We start from the raw sequence: 18,014 nt of genomic DNA on the forward strand, positions 1-18,014 counted from the left end.
TCTTTTGGTGCATCTGGATTTTGTCCTGTCCCACCGGCGAGAGCCATTTTAAAAGGTTGACCGCTTCTTCCTTGAAGATAACTAACATTTGAATATCCTTCTGGGGGTGGGGCTAATGAAATACCGCTTATGGCGGATACATTGGCAGGTGCATATAGAATATCCGTTTCAGGATCAAAGGCACCTCCGGCCCAGTTTGTCCCTCCTCCGGAATTTCCAAGCGCGATTACACCTAATTTCCCGTTAACATCTCCTAAAATAGGTGGGTTATATATGGTTGCTTTTTCCCATTCCCATCTTTCTAGGTTTTTTAGTGCTTGAGAGCGCATCTCAGGGGTAAAATCAATTAAGTCATCGGGAACTTTCATTTCTGAACGGCCATAGTTTAATTTTTCCAGGACACGTGGCTGAGTGGGCGAATACCATTCACCTGGAACATCACCAATTGGGACCGGCACTTCTTCGATAGGCCAAATTGGTTCGCCCGTCACTCGGTCAAACACAAAGAGCCACGCTTGTTTTGTTGGAACAGCCAAAATTTCTCTTAACTTTCCATCAATTTCAACATCCATAATCATTGGCGCAGCGGATAGGTCATGTCCCCAGATTGGATGATGCACCACTTGGAAGTGCCATCTATATTCGCCGGTTTTTAAATCGACAGCTACAATACTTTCAGCGAATAAATTGTTGCCGGGACGGTGCCCGCCATAATAATCTGATGATGGACTTTCAACTGACAGATACACCAGCTCATTTTTCTCATCAGCGGTTATTTGCGTCCAAACTCCGTTACTTCCATTACTTTCCCAGGAGTTATCAAGCCATGTTTCATTTCCAAACTGGCCGGGTCTTGGAATAGGATCAAATTGCCATACTTTTTCTCCTGTACGCACGTTAAAGGCTCTGACAAGACCTTTGGTGTTATTATAATTATCAATAGTTAAACCTTCTTTCATCGCGTTACCGATAATAATTAAATCTCCAACCACAGTCGGCGTTGCATGAAGACCAATTTCACCAGTGACAAGATCGATCTGCACCTCGTTACCCTGAACAGCACCTAGTTTTAAATCGATAATACCGTCCCCATTTAATCCAAACGTTTCAATCGGAATGCCTGTGTGTGCATCAAGAGCAACTAGCATATATCCCGTTGTTACATAAAAAATCCGGTCATCTTCTTTTCCATCAGTCCAATAAGCAAGCCCACGGCCAGATAGTTGCCGTGGGGCCATACCACCACGCAGACCTTCACGCATATTATGAAGCCATTTTAATTCGCCTGTTTCCCCATCTAATGCAAAGGCCGTTCTACGGGTTCCTCCCGTTGCATAAATAACGCCGTCTATCATTAATGGTGTCACTTCGAGCTTATATTCCGCGCGACTACCTAAATTTTTTGTGGAAAATGACCAAACCATTTCTAAATCGTCAAAGTTATCGGCATTAATCTGATCAAGTGGTGAATAACGGGAACCTTTTATATCTCCAGCGTAATGAGGCCATTCTCCTTTTGAAGTATCAAGTGCATCGGATAATGCCGGAGAAATGAAAGAGAGTGTGAACAGTAAAGTGATAAAGTGTTTAAGCTTGAGTAAGGTAAGCTTCATGATTTTTCCTTAAAAGAACATAATATTAAATTTAAATATAAAAAGTCCCGACGATCATATGACCATCGGGACTTTGATGCAAAACTATAATGATATAGGTTTAATCTTCTGGAAGTGCGTAGGCTCTAAATTCACCCGGATAAGCACCGCCTGATACGGCGACAATGATATATTGTCGACCATCAACCATGTAAGTCATTGGTGAACCAGATTGACCCGCTGGCATCCAAACTTCACCAACTTGATCGCCGGTCATTTTATCATAGGCACGAAGCATTGCGCCGCGCTCACGATCACCCGGATTAGTTACGCGTTGATCGCCCACAATCACAAGTGTTTTTGTGACTACGGTGCCAACGTTAGCTGGTTGACCAGTGCGTGGAATATCCATACCACGAAGTTTTGGGTGATTACGAACGTTATCAGGTGTTTCCCCGTGGGCAACTTTCCAGATCACTTCACCTTTGTTCATATCAATCGCTGAAAGCACGCCATATGGTGGCTTAAGAATTGAAAGACCGTCTACACGAAGCTGAGGAATTTCCACAGGTTTCGCATTCGTGTCTTCAAATTCATTTTCCACTTTTGGCGCGTCAGGATTTTGACCAGTACCAGAGGCATACATCATACGGAAAGGTTGGCCTTTACGGCCTGCGATATAATCAACATTTGAATATCCAGCAGGAGGTGGTGCAAGCGATAAGTTATCAATATAGGCTTGTGAAGCAGGTGCATAAACGATCCCTGTTTCAGGATCGAATGAAGCCCCCGGCCAGTTTGTACCACCCGTTGTTGCACCAATGTTAATTGCACCTAATGTACCATTTACATCACCAAGGAGAGGTGGGTTATACATGGCGCCATTGCTCCAGTCCCAACGATCCATCTTATCAAGGGCTTCTTGACGCATTTCAGGTGTGAAATCAATCAGATCATCAGGAAGATTCAATTTACCACGACCATAATGAAGACGCATTGGAGGCATAGGTTGAGTTGGCGAATACCACTCGCCCGGCACGTTACCTTGTGGGACCGGTACTTCCGGAATATCCCAAATCGGCTCACCAGTGATACGGTCAAATGCGTAAATGAATGACTGTTTTGTAGGAAGAGCGATAATCTCACGGTCTTTTCCGTCAATGTTTACATCCATTACAAGGGGAGCAGATGACAAATCATGATCCCAAATCGGATGGTGAACCACTTGGAAATGCCATTTATATTCACCTGTGTTTAGATCAACCGCAACAAGGCTTTCACCAAAAAGGTTGTTACCAGGGCGATGTCCACCGTAAAAGTCAGAAGCAGGTGATTCAACGGCTAGGAAGACAAGCTCATTTTTTTCATCAACAGTAATCTGTGTCCAAACACCTGTGTTACCATTGCGTTCCCATGAATTATCAAGCCAAGTGTCGTTACCAAATTGGCCAGGACGCGGAATAGGATCAAATTGCCATACTTTTTCACCAGTTCTGGCATCAAATGCACGAACAAGACCTTTGGTGTTGTTGTAGTTATCAATGGTCATACCTTCTTTCATCGCAGAACCAACAATAACGAGATTACCAGCTACAGCAGGCGTAGAATGAAGTCCGATTTCACCAGTGACGAGATCGATTTGAACTTCGTTACCCTGAACGGCACCGACCTTCAGGTCAAGAATGCCGTTACCGTCTGTACCAAAATCGTTTATTGGAATGCCTGTGTGAGCATTGAGTGCGACAAGACGATATCCTGTCGTTACATAGAAAATACGGTCATCACCCTTGCCATCTGACCAATAGGCTAATCCGCGACCGGAAAGCTGGCGTGGTGCAAGTCCCGCACGAAGTCCTTCACGCATGCTGTGAAGCCACATAAGCTCACCTGTCTGGCCGTCTAGTGCTATTGTAGTACGGCGTGTACCCGCTGTTGCATAAACAACGCCGTCAACCATGATTGGTGTCACTTCAAGCTTATATTCAGCACGTGTGCCAAGGTTCTTTGTTGAAAAAGACCAGACCATTTCAAGGTCTTCAAAGTTATCCGCATTGATTTGATCAAGCGAGGAATAACGTGATCCTTTGATATCACCGGTATAATGATGCCATTCGCCATTCGTTGTACCCGGTTCGTCTGCGTTTGCAAAAATTGATGTTAGACCTGTTGCTAACATCGTTAATGCCATTACAGACTTTTTATAGTTAAGCTTCATGCTTCTCTCCCATAGAAGGTTATTTTATATTATTTTCATATTCATGAAAAAAGCCCAGAAGATAATATGATCTTCTGAGCTTTTAATGCAAGAATTTTGTCTAAGATTATTAATCGCCAGCGGGGTTTTGCGCGTTCCATTGAATTCTTTTTAATCTTGAATTCTGATAAGGTAGTGGTGCGTTTCCAGCTGGGAAATCATTTTGCTTCATAATGAATGCTAAAATGTCTGCTTTCACTTTACGTGGCGTACCTCTTGGATCATCAAGTGGCATTGTTTCACGAAGACGTTGGAATAATACGCTTACAGGCATACCGTCCCAGTTATAAATGAAGGCGCCTTGCTTAAGGCTTGGTGCTTCTTCGCGGCCTTGCATCTGTGTGCCGTGACATTCTGAACAATGTTCCTGATAGGATTTTTCGCCTCTGACGGCTTGTGCTTCTGTATATGCACCGTCCCATACATTTGCGACTTGTGCATTGGCACTATTATTCATACTCAGGGCTACAAAAGCTGTTGCAGCAATTATTGTAATTTTTTGTACTAGTTTCATCTTATTCTCATCTACTGTTTAAAATTTACCCTAATCTTAAAGTATGTCCATTTTAGGGTTTTTGTAATCCCTCAATTTTTCAGTATAAAGTCGTTAACTTAATTCAACCTGAAAAATTGAGTTGTAAGGGGCGATTTTATTCGCCCCTTACGGTTATTTTAATCTTCCGGAAGTGCATAAGCACGGAACTCACCTGGGTAAGCGCCACCGGATACAGATACAATAATATATTGTCTGCCATCGGCCATATATGACATAGGAGAACCTGATTGTCCTGCAGGCATCCAAACTTCGCCAACATTCTCTCCAGTTTCTTTATCATAGGCACGAAGCATTGCACCGCGCTCACGATCACCAGGGTTTGTCACACGCGGGTCACCGACGATCACAAGTGTTTTGGTAACAACCGTACCAACACTACTGCGCTGACCTGTTCGTGGAATATCCATGCCGCGTAACTTTGGATGATTGCGAATATTGTCCGGTGTTTCACCATGGGCAACACGCCACTTTACTTCCCCTTTATTCATGTCGATCGCTGCTAGAACGCCATATGGTGGCTTCAAGATATTAAGACCTTCAACATTTAAGGATGGCACTTCAACAGGTGGACCATCATAAACAGGATAGTTCACTTCTTTTGGTGCGTCAGGGTTTTGACCTGTACCCGCTGCGTTACGCATACGGAAAGGTTCACCCTTACGGCCCGCCATGTAATTCACATTTGAATATCCTTCTGGTGGGGGAGCAAGTGAAATACCGCCAATCGCGCCTGTAGTTGCGGATGCATAGACAATCCCTGTTTCAGGATCAAATGCACCACCTGGCCAGTTGGTACCACCACCAGCATTACCAAGGTTAATCGCACCAAGCATACCGTTTACATCACCAGCAATTGGTGGGTTATAAAGTGTGCCGTCTTTCCAAACCCAACGCTCTAGGTTTTTAATGGCTTGAGCACGCATTTCAGGTGTGAAATCTATTAGGTCATCAGGATAATCAAGTTCTGGATTACCATACAGTAATTTATCTGATGGACGGGGTTGTGTTGGTGAATACCATTCACCAGGTACATTACCTTGCGGGACCGGAACTTCTGGAATATCCCAAATTGGCTCACCCGTGACACGATCAAATACATACATAAAGGCTTGCTTCGTTGGAAGAGCCAATATCTCGCGTTCTTTACCGTCAATTGTAACATCCATTACAAGAGGTGCTGATGATAAGTCATGATCCCAAATCGCATGATGAACGATTTGGAAATGCCATTTATAAGAACCATCATTTAAATCAACAGCAACGATACTTTCACCGAACAAGTTATCGCCTGGACGATGTCCGCCGTAAAAGTCAGAGGAAGGACTTTCTACTGATAGAAAGACTAGCTCATTTTTCTCGTCAACTGTGATTTGCGTCCAAACACCAGTATTACCATTGCGTTCCCATGAATTATCGAGCCATGTTTCGTTTCCGAACTGGCCGGGACGCGGAATAGGATCAAACTGCCAGATTTTTTCACCTGTTCTAATATCGAATGCACGAACAAGACCTTTTGTATTATTATAATTATCTATGGTCATGCCTTCTTTCATGGCTGAGCCAATGATAATCATATCACCAACGACAGTAGGTGTCGCATGAAGACCAATTTCGCCGGTTACGAGATCGATTTGAACTTCGTTACCTTGTACAACGCCAATCTTTAAATCAAGAATACCGTTACCATCTGTTCCAAAACTTTCGATAGGAACGCCTGTATGGGCATTTAGCGCGATTAGGCGGTAGCCTGTAGTCACATAATAAACGCGATCATCACCTTTACCGTCTGACCAGTAAGAAAGACCACGACCAGAGAGTTGACGCGGTGCCATACCAGCGCGAAGTCCTTCGCGCATACTATGCATCCACATTAATTCACCTGTAACTGCATCCAAAGCTATTGCCGTACGGCGTGTACCCGCTGTTGCATAAAGTACACCATCAACCATTAATGGGGTCACTTCAAGCTTATATTCGCCGCGTGTACCGAGGTTCTTTGTTGAAAAAGACCAAACCATTTCCAGGTCTTCAAAGTTATCCGCGTTGATTTGATCAAGCGGTGTATAACGGGAACCTTTCATATCCCCCGTATAGTGATGCCATTCACCATTTGCAGTGCCCGGCTCGTCTGCGTTTGCAAATACGGATGTTAGACCAGTTGCCAACATCGTTAATGCCATTACAGACTTCTTAAAGTTAAGCTTCATGCTTCTCTCCCTTTGGTTAATACGAATTTTGTATATCTGTCATGTTACCTTGTTTCGAAATGATCGAATATTTATTGATTATACAACATAATTGACACCGTTATAGGTAGAAATATAAGAATTGTACATAGCAAAATGGCTTCAAAATGGCTAAAAATGCAATCTTATTGCATTTAATAGGCCAAAGAGTGTAGATAGGAGATTAGTATCTTGCATCTAAGACGCAAAATGGCTATTTCCTAGTCGAATTTTAGAAAAATGATTCTTCTAAAATAATTTTCAGTTTCGTTTCAGCTTGATTAGTTACAAGCGCGTTGAAAATGTGTAAAACTATAAATCAGAAAGAAAAAAATGAACGTTAAAAAAATGTCTTTATTGGGGGTTAGCATTTTTGGACTGCTTCCAATGATCGGTAATGCACAAGAAGCAAATCAAGCACAAGAAGCAAACAATACTGAAATTGTAACCGTTACAGCAACAAGAAGTGAGCGCATTGCATCCGATGCAATTGGCAATCAGGCTTCAGTATCGGGTTCTGAAGTGACGTTTATTGCGCCAACACATATTAACGAAGCATTGCAGGGAATTGCCGGTGCAAACATTTCAAGAAATAATGGTCAAGAATCATTAATTTCGTTGCGTTCACCTATTTTTACAGGTGCTGGCGCATGTGGAGCGTTTTTAACGGCGATGGACGGTATTCCGTTACGCGGAGCTGGATTTTGTAATGTAAATGAATTATTTGATACATTCCCGGAGCAAGGAAGCCGTATTGAAGTGGTGCGTGGACCTGGCTCTGTTCTTTATGGTTCAAACGCCATGCATGGTATTATTAATGTTATTTCCCGCCCTGTCGGTGATGATGTATCAGAAGCCAGTATCGAAGCGGGCTCATGGGGTTATTTTCGCGGTATTGGATCGGTTGCTGTGCAAGAGGAAAACAATGGTTTTCGCTTAAGTGGTACGGCTGCGCGCGATGGTGGTTATATTGAAGAAAGCGGTTTTAATCAGCAAAAAGCGCAACTAAGACATGAATATGATAACGGTAATTTTAGTATTTCTTCAAATTTCCAATTTACAAATCTGGATCAGGAAACAGCGGGCTACCTTACGGGTTTAGATTCATATAGAGATCCAGTACTCGCAAGAACCAATGGAAACCCAGAAGCGTTTAGAAAAGCAAAATCATTCCGTTATTGGTCAACGATTTCAACGAATGTTGCCGATAATGTCAGATTGCAAGTATCTCCATATGCCCGCAAAATGGATATGGAATTCCTTATGCACTTTTTACCAGGAAAGCCACTTGAAGAGAATGAGCAAAAAAGCGCAGGTTTTCAAAGTGCCTTTTATATTAATGAAGGCGGTGACTTTGAGATTATAGCTGGTATCGATGGTGAAATAGGTAAAGGTGAACTCAAACAAACACAGGAAAATCCAACTGTTGGCAGTGCATTTCTAGTCAATACGATCCCTGCGGGCAAACAATATGATTACGAAGTAGGCACAAAAATGGTCGCTGGATTTGTTCGTGGTGAATTTGATGTGACGGAGCAATTAACCTTTTTAGGTGGTATTCGTGCAGAACACATGAATTATGATTACGATAACCGCATGAACAGCGGCCGCGTGGATGAAAATGGCAATGCTTGTGGATTTGGTGGCTGTCGTTATACGCGACCAGCAGATCGTGAAGATAGTTTTAATAATGTGTCATTTGAAGCTGGGTCATTATTTAAAATCGATGAAAACAATAGTCTATTTGCAAGATACAGTCGTGGCTTTCGAGCACCACAATCGACAGAACTTTACAGACTTCAAAATGGTCAATTGGTTGCTGATATTGATAGCGTGAAACTTGACAGCATTGAAGCCGGTATTCGTGGGAATGCAAAAACATATTCATATGAAATCGCTGGGTTTTATATGAAAAAAGATAACGTGATATTCCAAGATGGAAGCCGAACTAATGTAGATAACGGCGCTTCAAAACACGTTGGTGTTGAGGGTATGTTTGAGTACCGCTTCCCACAAGATGTAAGTGTTCGATTTAATGGTAGTTATGCGAAGCATACATATGATTTTGATTATATCTCTGGTGCAAATAATGTTACAGGTAATATTAATTGGAATGGCCGTGATATTGATACGGCGCCCCGTAATTTCGGTAGCATTCAATTGAACTGGGCACCGGCAGATAAAGTTAAAGCAGGCCTTGAGTGGATTTATATGGGTGAATATTATTTGGAGCCTACAAATACATTTAAATATGAAGGTCATAATTATTTCAATCTTCGTATCGAAGCAGAAGCCATGGAAGGCGTCGATATATTCTTACGTATTATGAATATCACAAATGTGAGATATGCTGAAAGAGCTGATTGGACAGGCTTTACAGATGAGCGTTATTTCGTTGGTCGTCCTCGCGCTTTCTTCGGTGGTGTTCGCGCTCGTTTCTAAAACGACTAAAATATTTTATTTAAGGCTCGTTTCATTAATGCGGGCCTTTTTTATTGGCTAACTCTTTACAGGAATAGGGACTCCCTCTATTGTCGTTTCCGTAATTGCAAAAAGGGGCAATCAAATATGAAAAAACTACTATTATTAACAACTATTCTTGCTGTTTCAGCTTGTTCTTCTGATGATGGAAATCAATCTGAAGAAATGAACAACAATAATGCCATGGATACTGCGGCTGCGGTTTCTGATGAAGTAATGCGCTGGGAAGCACAAGCACAGAATATCACAATTCAACGTGATAACTGGGGTGTGCCGCATATTTACGGTAAAACCGATGCAGATGCTGTTTTCGGTGTTATGTACGCACAAGCCGAAGATGATTTTAATCGTGTCGAAGTAAACTATATGAATGCGATGGGCTTATTAGCCCAAGCCGAAGGTGAAAGTGAGATTTATCGCGACCTTCGTATGCGCCTCTTTATTCAAGAAGATGAAATGAAGCGTTTATATGCTGAAGCCCCTGATTGGCTTAAAGAGCTTATGGTCGCTTATGCTGATGGATTAAACTATTTCCTTTATAAAAACCCACAAGTTCAACCAAAAGTAATTAAACGCTTTGAGCCATGGATGGCGCTTTCATTCTCAGAAGGAAGTATCGGTGGTGATATTGAACGCGTTTCACTTGCGGACCTTGAACAGTTTTACGGTGGCACGAACACGATGGCATCTGCCGATATTAACCTAGACCGTGTCGACTGGGAGCCGCGTGGCTCAAACGGTATGGCGATTGCTCCGGAAAAAACAAAGAACGGCAAAGCACTTCTTTATATTAATCCACATACAACACATTATTTCCGTGAAGAAGCTCATATGGTTAGTGAAGAAGGTCTTAATGCCTATGGCGCCTTAACGTGGGGTCAGTTCTTTATTTACCAAGGCTTTAGTGAATATAACGGTTGGATGCATACATCAACGCGTTCAGATGTAATCGACGAAGCGTTAGAAACCATCATCGAGAAAGATGGAAAGCTCTTTTACAAGTATGGTGATGAAGAACGCGAAGTAAAAGTATCCACGGAAACAATAGAATATAAAACTGATAGCGGTATGGCATCTCGTGATTTCACCATTTACCACACACACCGTGGACCGATTGTTCGTGAGCAGGACGGTAAATGGGTTAGCACGCAGTTAATGAATATCCCGCTAACGGCATTGAACCAATCATATACGCGTACTAAGACAAAATCTTATGATGAGTTTTATGAAATGATGAGACTGAAATCAAACTCATCAAACAATACCGTTTATGCAGATAAAGATGGGAATATTGCCTATTTCCACGGTAATTTCCATCCAATCCGTGACACGCAATTTGATTACAATCATCCTGTGGACGGCAGCAACCCAGCAACGGATTGGCAAGGATTACATACTGTTGAGGAAGCGATTAATTCACTTAATCCTGGTTCAGGTTGGCTTTATAATACCAATAACTGGCCTTTCACACTTGCGGGGCCAGATCATAGTCCTAAAAAAGAAGACTATCCGAGTTATATGTCAGTGAATTTTGAAAACCCACGTGGCGAGCATGCGCTGGGTCTTTATCCCGGCATCAATGACTTTACAGTCGAAAGTTTAATTGAAGCGGGTTATGATGGTCTTCTTCCTTCTTTCCAACGCTTTGTTCCAGTCCTTAAAGCGGCATATGATGCAAACCCGGATGAGAGCATAAAAGAAGCTGTCGATATGCTTGTTGCGTGGGATAAGAGAGCGAGCATGGCGTCTGTTGAAACATCATTAGCGCATCACTGGGGTAACGAGCTTTGGAAATTACTGCCTCGCGGTCGTGATGTTGATCCCTATGATAACTATGCATATATTGAAAAAATGGTTTCTGCGGATCAATATCTTACGGCTTTAAAAGATGCTTTAGCTAAAATGGAAGCGGATTTCGGTTCATGGAAAGTGGCGTGGGGCGATATGAATCGTTTTCAGCGTAATGATGGTAATATCACTCAAACATTTGATGATACTAAACCAAGTTATCCTGTAAAACTTGCTTCTGGCCGCTGGGGTGCGCTTGCGTCCGTTGGTACACGTCAATTTGACAGTGCAAAAAATTGGTATGTGACGAGCGGTAATAGCTTTATCGCATCTGTTGAGTTTGGCGATAAAGTTCGCGCTAAAGCACTAATGGCGGGTGGTTTAAATAGTGACCCGAGTTCACCACATTTCTTCGATCAAGGAGAAATGTACGGAAAAGGCGAATTCCGTGATGTTCATTATTATAAAGAAGATGTAGATGCCAATACGCAACATACGTATCACCCTGGTGAATAAAACATTATAAATTAGAAATGAATAGGCTGGACAAGAAATTGTCTGGCCTATTTTTTTATCGAAAGATAGAATGTATAAAAATTCTAAGGAAAGAAGAATATGATCAAATGGTTGTTGCGGCTGGCCGTGTTTTCATCGACGATTACTATCGCTGCGCTTGTGGTGGTTTATTATGGATTTCAGGCAAGTCTTCCTGAACTTGAAGGAAATATTGTATCTAACGATATAGTTGGTGCTGTCACCGTTGAGCGTGATCAAAATGGGGCGCCAACCATTACTGCAGCAAATAGAACCGATTTGGCATTTGCGACTGGCTATATTCATGCACAAGAGCGCTTTTTTCAGATGGACCTATCCCGCAGAATGGCATCCGGAGAATTATCAAGTCTTTTTGGTGCTTTAGCGGTGGATACGGATAAAGCTAATAGGCTTCATCGTTTTAGAAATCGGGCAAATGTTGCACTTAATCATATTTCTGCCGATGAACGCGATATACTAAATCAATATGTTAAAGGGGTTAATCAGGGTTTATCGTCCTTAGGGTCAAAACCATTTGAATATTGGCTATTAAATGCTGAGCCAGATACATGGACAGCCGAAGATACGTTCCTCGCTATTTATTCAATGTTTTTCACATTGCAAAGTTCAACGGGCGGTTATGAATGGCAAAACCATTTACTGAAACAATCATTATCGTCGGATCTTTATGAATTTTTACTGCCGGATCGCACAGAATGGGATGCGCCACTGCAAGAAGATGCAGATGAGTATATGAAGCCAGAAATTCCCGCTACACCAAATTTTGATTTAACCGCTAATCATTTTGAGCGAGATGATCGTCCCATGCTTGGTAGTAATAATTGGGCAGTCACGGGAAATATCAGTGAGAATGGTGCAGGAATGCTCTCAAATGATATGCATTTAACAATTCGTGCCCCCTCAATTTGGTATAAATTAAGACTGAAGAAAATGGATGGATCACTTGATATCACGGGTGTTTCCTTGGCAGGGGCACCTGCGATCGTGGTGGGCAGTAATCGGTCCGTCGCGTGGGGTTTCACCAATACAAATATTGATACATCTGACATAATTGAATTAACCATTAACCCGGAAAATGAAGGTCAATATCTAACCAAAGATGGTTATAAAGATTTTGATGTTTTTGATGAAGAGATTGCCGTTAAGGGCGGCGAGGCAGAACTATTAAAAGTTAAAGAAACAGTTTGGGGCCCTGTGATTGATAAAGGGAATGACAAACAATATGCCTATCGCTGGGTCGCACATATGCCTGATGGGGTTAATATGTCGCTGATGCAAATGGAAAATGCAGGCTCCGTATCAGAAGTCATGGATATGGCGGGTGATATGGGCATTCCTGCACAGAATGCTATAATCGTTGACGCTCAAGGGAATGCAGGATGGACAATATTTGGAAAAATTCCAAAACGTCCAGAAGGTGATTATAGAAATATATATAATTGGTCATCGGGCAATCACGATTGGAATGGATGGTACGCGTCAGCCGAATATCCCCGTGTCCTTAATCCTGATACGGGTCGGCTCTGGACCGCGAATGCGCGCGTAGTTTCGGGTGATGATCTTGCCCGAGTTGGCACCAATCGATATGACCTTGGAGCGCGAGCGAAACAAATACGTGACCGCTTAATGGCACTAGAGGCACCAGTTAAAGAGGCAGACCTTTATGGTATTATGCTTGATAATGAAGCCTTGTTTCTATCACGTTGGCAAAAACAATTGTCAGGCGTGCTAAAGGCGGCGAATGATCCCGCATTTGAGACTTATCTGAATGAAGTTGAAAATTGGGGCGGGCTTGCTGATAAAAATTCAATTGGTTTTCGTTTGGTGAAGGATTACCGCGATCAAGTTTATGAGAATCTTTTTTCAAGAATAACGGCAGCATGTACAGAGTATAATGAAAATTGTGATTATGATGCGGCCACTAAACAATGGGAAGCACCGCTCTGGCAGCTGGTAACAGAAATGCCTGTGTCTTGGTTGCCGCCTGAATATCAAAGCTGGCAGTTCTTTTTTGAAAAATCTGCCTTTGACGCTTGGCAAAACGTCATTTCTGGTGACGTTGCATTATCAGATTACACGTGGGGGGCGCGCAACACGACGGAAATTAGGCATCCCCTAAGTGCAGCAGTTCCTGGATTAAGTAATCTTGTGGATATGAAGGCCTTTGCGCAGAATGGTGATAAGGAAAATATCCCGCATATTTCAGGACGCACACTAGGGCAATCAGAACGTATTGTTGTAAGTCCGGGGTTTGAAGAAAATGGAATTATGGACTTGCCGTCCGGACAATCTGGGCATCCATTATCGCCTTATTATGGAGCGGGCCATCAGGAATGGCTTGATGGGGGTCAAACACCCTTCCTGCCAGGCGAGACAAAATGGATTTTAACATTTAAACCAATATAAATTTATGATGAACTTTTTAAGTAGGCCAAATTGGCGCCGACTAAGTCTTCGAGGGCGGTACCGACTGATTTGAAAACAGTTCTTTTATGTGGTGGGTTATTAAAATCATCTTTAACCATCGTGAAGAAATCGCCAATCACGTCTTCTTTTTTTATGGCACCCTCTCCAATGGGTCTTAATATGTCCCCTGCTTCTGCGAGGGCCCCTTCAAAAGTATCAACGTAAATTGCGGCCCCTATTAGAACGTCATTATCGGCTTCGCGCATTTCATAAGTATAACCACCAACAATATCGATATGTTGCTGCTTATCTGGATTTAACCATTCGCCTTTAATAATAGGTTCGGTCGCGAGTGTTGCCGATGAGATAATATCTGCATGAAAGGCATATTCTTTTGGATCGTCGACAGAAATTACTTTTGCGGTTAATTCTAGGTCCAGTTTTTGAGCGAGCGATGCTGCCTGTTTTCCGTCACGCGACCATATATATATTTCTTTCAAATCTCTGGCTGTGGCGTGTGCTCTTATCATATGCGGGGCTAAATTACCTGCCCCCATCATCAGAAGACGGCTCGCTTCCGGATTAGAAAGAATTGAGCTCGCCAGTGCAGAAGCTGAGGATGTCCGGCGAACGGTAAGTTCATCGCCGTCCATTTTCGCCAAAGGAACGCCTGTGGTTGCATCCATTAACATGTAGCTTGCTTGTACAGCACCAAGTCCGTGTTTATGATTATCTGGGCATACCATAACCGTTTTAATACCCAGCCTTCCGCCTGTTTGCCAGCATGGCATAATCAAAAGATAATTTTCACTTTCTCCTTCGGTTTTTATTTGGTGAGAATGGCGAAGAGGTGCTTCTGCCCCAATCCTAAACCCCTCTTTTAGGGCACTGATCAATTCATTATAAGGTAATAATGATACCAAATCTTGTTTGCTGAAGGTTTTCACCTAGACTCCTTAATTTTTTGATTTATACATAAGAAATATTTAACAGAATGCCGTAAAGCAAATGACTGAACAAGAAAATAATTCACTATGGAATTTAAGCCGCCATTCGAAGGTGGAAATTAATATTCTCGACGAAGAATTAAAAACCGATGTGGCCATAATTGGTGGTGGTTTTACGGGTACTTCTGCGGCGCTTCGGTTCGCGGAAAGTGGTGTTGATGTTACTTTGCTTGAAGCTGAATTTAACGGCTTTGGCGGTTCAGGTCGTAATGTTGGATTAACCAATGCGGGACTATGGAAAAACCCCGATGAAGTCGAGAAAATAGTTGGAAAACCTTACGGTGAAAGATTAAATGCCTTGCTCGCTGATGCACCATCACTTGTGCATCAACTAATAAAAGATCATGATATTAAATGTGAATCTCTTAGAAACGGATCTTTACATCTTGCTCATTCTGAAAAAGGAATGGATAGCTTAAAATATAAATTAGAACAGGTAAATGCACGCGGCGCTGAGTTAGAATTATTGGATCAGCAGGAAACATTCAAATTGACAGCCGCTGAAAAGTATATTGGATCAATCTTAGATAAAAGAGCAGGAACTATTCAGCCGCTAGAATATTGTCATGGCTTAATGCAGGCGGCAAAGATGGCTGGCGCTAAAATTTATACGGGCACTGCAGCGCTCGATATTTTTAACGTGAGCGGAACGTGGTATATCAAAACGGAAAAAGGTTTATTGAAAGCCGATAAAGTGTTGGTGGCGACGAATGCATATCTTTCTAATATTTTACCTGAATTAAAATCAACATTTACGCCGATGTATTATTGTCAAATGGCAACAGATCCACTTACAGATGAACAACTTGACAATTATCTGCCGGGTAAAAATGGAACGTGGGATACGCGTCTTGTTATGCGCTCATATCGTACCGATGCAGCGGGTCGATTAATTATTGGAACCATCGGTAATATATTTATTGATAAAGCCCCATTATTTTCATCATGGGCGGATAAAATGGTGCGTGATACATTTCCAATAGTCGGCCCTGTGGAATGGACCTATAAATGGGCGGGACGCATTGCATGTTCCAGTAATTACGTGCCTAATTTTCACGAACTTGGAAATGGTCTTTATAGCATCAATGGCTTTAGTGGGAGGGGAATCTCTCCTGGTACCGCTTTGGGCCGTGAAATGGCTGATTTCATGATGGATAAAATAAAAGCAGAGGAATTACCCCTGCCTTTAAAGTCACCTGAAAAAGTACCATTTAATTTATTACGTGAAGCTTTCTATGAAACAGGTAGTCAGCTAACACGTATTCAAGACCACATTATTTAAGTTATTTCTTATAACGTTCAAACCACGCCATTATATTATCCACTTTAGCGTTCAACCGCGATGGACGTCCGGCAATACCATGTGGAGAACCTGGAACACGGACCATAATGGTATCGACCTCTAATAATTTTAATGCTTGATAATATTGCTCAATTTCTGGGATCGGTGTTCTTCGGTCCTCTTCGCCTGTCATGAGAAGTGTTGGTGTTTTCACATTACCTACAAGTGACATCGGTGATCTTTTCCAAAAATGATCCACATGATCCCAAGGGAAGCCCGGAAATTGATTGCGAAGCTGTCCGGTTGAACTGTCCGCATAAAGTGATTTGCTGAGCCAATTTACGATCGGTTTAATCACACCTGCTGCATTAAAGCGGTCGGTTAATCCAATTGCATAAGTGGCTGCAATACCTCCAGCAGACCCACCTGTGATAAACAGGTTATCTTCATCAATGAAACCTAATTCAATCATCGCATCTACACCTGAATTATGGTCAGCAAAGTCATATTCGCTGGAATATTTGTTGTGAAGAAGCATCGAAAATTTTTCACCGTAACTTGAACTTCCACGGTGATTATCAAAAAATACAACATATCCTTCAGCGGCAAAACGTTGAAACTCAGCTGAAAAACCAGGACCATATGCAAGGCTAGGACCACCATGAATTTCAAGGATCAGTGGGTATTTTTTCTCTGGGTCAAAATTTGGTGGTGTTAAGTACCAACCTTGGATTGGCGTGCCATCAATTGAAGATGTATAATTAATTTCATGAACTTCGCCTAAGTCTTTATGGCTAAGGAAATCTTCATTTAAAGATGTAAGCATTTTACGGCTATCATCTTGCATGATGGCAATATTTGCGGGTCTTTGATCCGTACCGTAAGTAAATGCCAATAGACCACTTTTGCCAACATTATATCCACCACTTAAGTAAGGACGGCCTAGTGATGTGCCACCTAAACCCATCGCGGCAATTTCCATATTTCCATTTAGGTCCGTTTTTCCAACGGCGCGAACGGCCTGATCATCAAATTGAAAATAGATATGTTTGTTATCATTACCCCATTTAATGCTACCAGCCGGACGATCAAGTTCAAGTGTTAGATTTGTTTCGTTTGAGCCATCGGCATCCATGACATAAAGATAAGTATTTTTAAACATTACCTTTTCATTAGATTGTTTTGTAAACGCAATTTTTTTCCCATTTGGTGAATAGGTTGCATTTCTTTCTGAACCTGGCTCGTTGGTTATTTGCGTTAAATTTCCATCCGCGATGTCAACTGCAAAAATATCAGCTTCGGACGATTCAAGTTCCCATTTCTTGTGACGATTTGACGAAAATAAAATGTGTGAACTATCTGCGGCCCATGATAGTAATCCGCCACTATCAAAGTTCCCTTCTGTTAATTGTCGTGGTGTTCCACCATCACTTGGTAGGATGAATATTTGTGTGTATCCGGGAGTCATAATACCGCGCCCATCACGCTGATAACGTGTCGCATCAATAATATTCATAGGGTCGGCCCAATTCGCTCCCTTTGGTTTCGGTACTAGTTTAGCGAGTGTTGGGTTTTTGATTGCGACACGCGCTGAGAACGCGATCCATTTACCATCTGGCGACCAGCTTATGCTGCTTGGAGATACGGTTAGGTTGCTAAGGAGTGCTGTTTGTCCACTGTCATGCCAACGGAGATATATTTGTGTGCTTCCTTCTGATGCGGATAAATAGGCAAGTTTTTTACCGTCAGGTGACCATCTTGGTGAGGAATAGTTATCACGCCCAGATAAGAGCGGGCGGTTTTCTGAACCATCTGCTTTCACGCTCCAAATGTTAGAGCGTGTCCGGTCCGTCATAATGTCATTTGAC

10 protein-coding genes are annotated in these 18,014 nt (G+C 42.3%); 4 read left to right on the forward strand and 6 right to left on the reverse strand.

Features of this window, described 5'->3' with window-relative positions:
* From ACTF6W_RS01285 to ACTF6W_RS01300, 4 genes are all read right to left on the reverse strand, one after another.
* Positions 1-1,613, reverse strand: a 1,613-nt coding sequence (locus ACTF6W_RS01285) for an outer membrane protein assembly factor BamB family protein (protein WP_438992731.1), incomplete at its 3' end; no start/stop codon positions are given.
* A 100-nt stretch (positions 1,614-1,713) separates the two neighbouring features.
* Positions 1,714-3,807 (reverse strand): outer membrane protein assembly factor BamB family protein, encoded by a 2,094-nt coding sequence (locus tag ACTF6W_RS01290; RefSeq protein WP_438992732.1) that lies wholly within the window; start codon positions 3,805-3,807, stop codon positions 1,714-1,716.
* A gap of 109 nt (positions 3,808-3,916) precedes the next feature.
* Positions 3,917-4,360: a c-type cytochrome gene (locus tag ACTF6W_RS01295; protein ID WP_438992733.1), complete on the reverse strand. Its 444-nt coding sequence runs from the start codon at positions 4,358-4,360 to the stop codon at positions 3,917-3,919.
* 158 nt (positions 4,361-4,518) lie between these two features.
* Complete coding sequence (locus tag ACTF6W_RS01300; RefSeq protein ID WP_438992734.1) at positions 4,519-6,609, reverse strand: outer membrane protein assembly factor BamB family protein; 2,091 nt, start codon at positions 6,607-6,609, stop codon at positions 4,519-4,521.
* Between the two features lie 351 nt (positions 6,610-6,960).
* On the opposite strand from ACTF6W_RS01300, the gene ACTF6W_RS01305 reads away from it, so the two are divergent.
* From ACTF6W_RS01305 to ACTF6W_RS01315, 3 genes are all read left to right on the forward strand, one after another.
* A complete protein-coding gene (locus ACTF6W_RS01305) occupies positions 6,961-9,069 on the forward strand; it encodes a TonB-dependent receptor (RefSeq protein WP_438992735.1) in 2,109 nt (702 codons plus the stop codon).
* A 126-nt stretch (positions 9,070-9,195) separates the two neighbouring features.
* Complete coding sequence (locus ACTF6W_RS01310; RefSeq protein ID WP_438992736.1) at positions 9,196-11,412, forward strand: penicillin acylase family protein; 2,217 nt, start codon at positions 9,196-9,198, stop codon at positions 11,410-11,412.
* 99 nt (positions 11,413-11,511) lie between these two features.
* Complete coding sequence (locus tag ACTF6W_RS01315) at positions 11,512-13,857, forward strand: penicillin acylase family protein (RefSeq protein ID WP_438992737.1); 2,346 nt, start codon at positions 11,512-11,514, stop codon at positions 13,855-13,857.
* A gap of 2 nt (positions 13,858-13,859) precedes the next feature.
* Here the strand turns inward: ACTF6W_RS01315 and ACTF6W_RS01320 are convergent, their stop codons facing one another.
* Positions 13,860-14,804 (reverse strand): ornithine cyclodeaminase family protein, encoded by a 945-nt coding sequence (locus ACTF6W_RS01320; protein WP_438992738.1) that lies wholly within the window; start codon positions 14,802-14,804, stop codon positions 13,860-13,862.
* 61 nt (positions 14,805-14,865) lie between these two features.
* Here ACTF6W_RS01320 and ACTF6W_RS01325 point away from each other — a divergent pair, with 61 nt between their 5' ends.
* Positions 14,866-16,146: an NAD(P)/FAD-dependent oxidoreductase gene (locus ACTF6W_RS01325; RefSeq protein ID WP_438992739.1), complete on the forward strand. Its 1,281-nt coding sequence runs from the start codon at positions 14,866-14,868 to the stop codon at positions 16,144-16,146.
* Between the two features lies 1 nt (position 16,147).
* Here the strand turns inward: ACTF6W_RS01325 and ACTF6W_RS01330 are convergent.
* On the reverse strand, positions 16,148-18,014 hold a 1,867-nt coding region (locus tag ACTF6W_RS01330; protein WP_438992740.1), incomplete at its 5' end, for a S9 family peptidase.

The organism is Pseudemcibacter sp. (assembly GCF_965661635.1).
GTDB lineage: Bacteria > Pseudomonadota > Alphaproteobacteria > Sphingomonadales > Emcibacteraceae > Pseudemcibacter.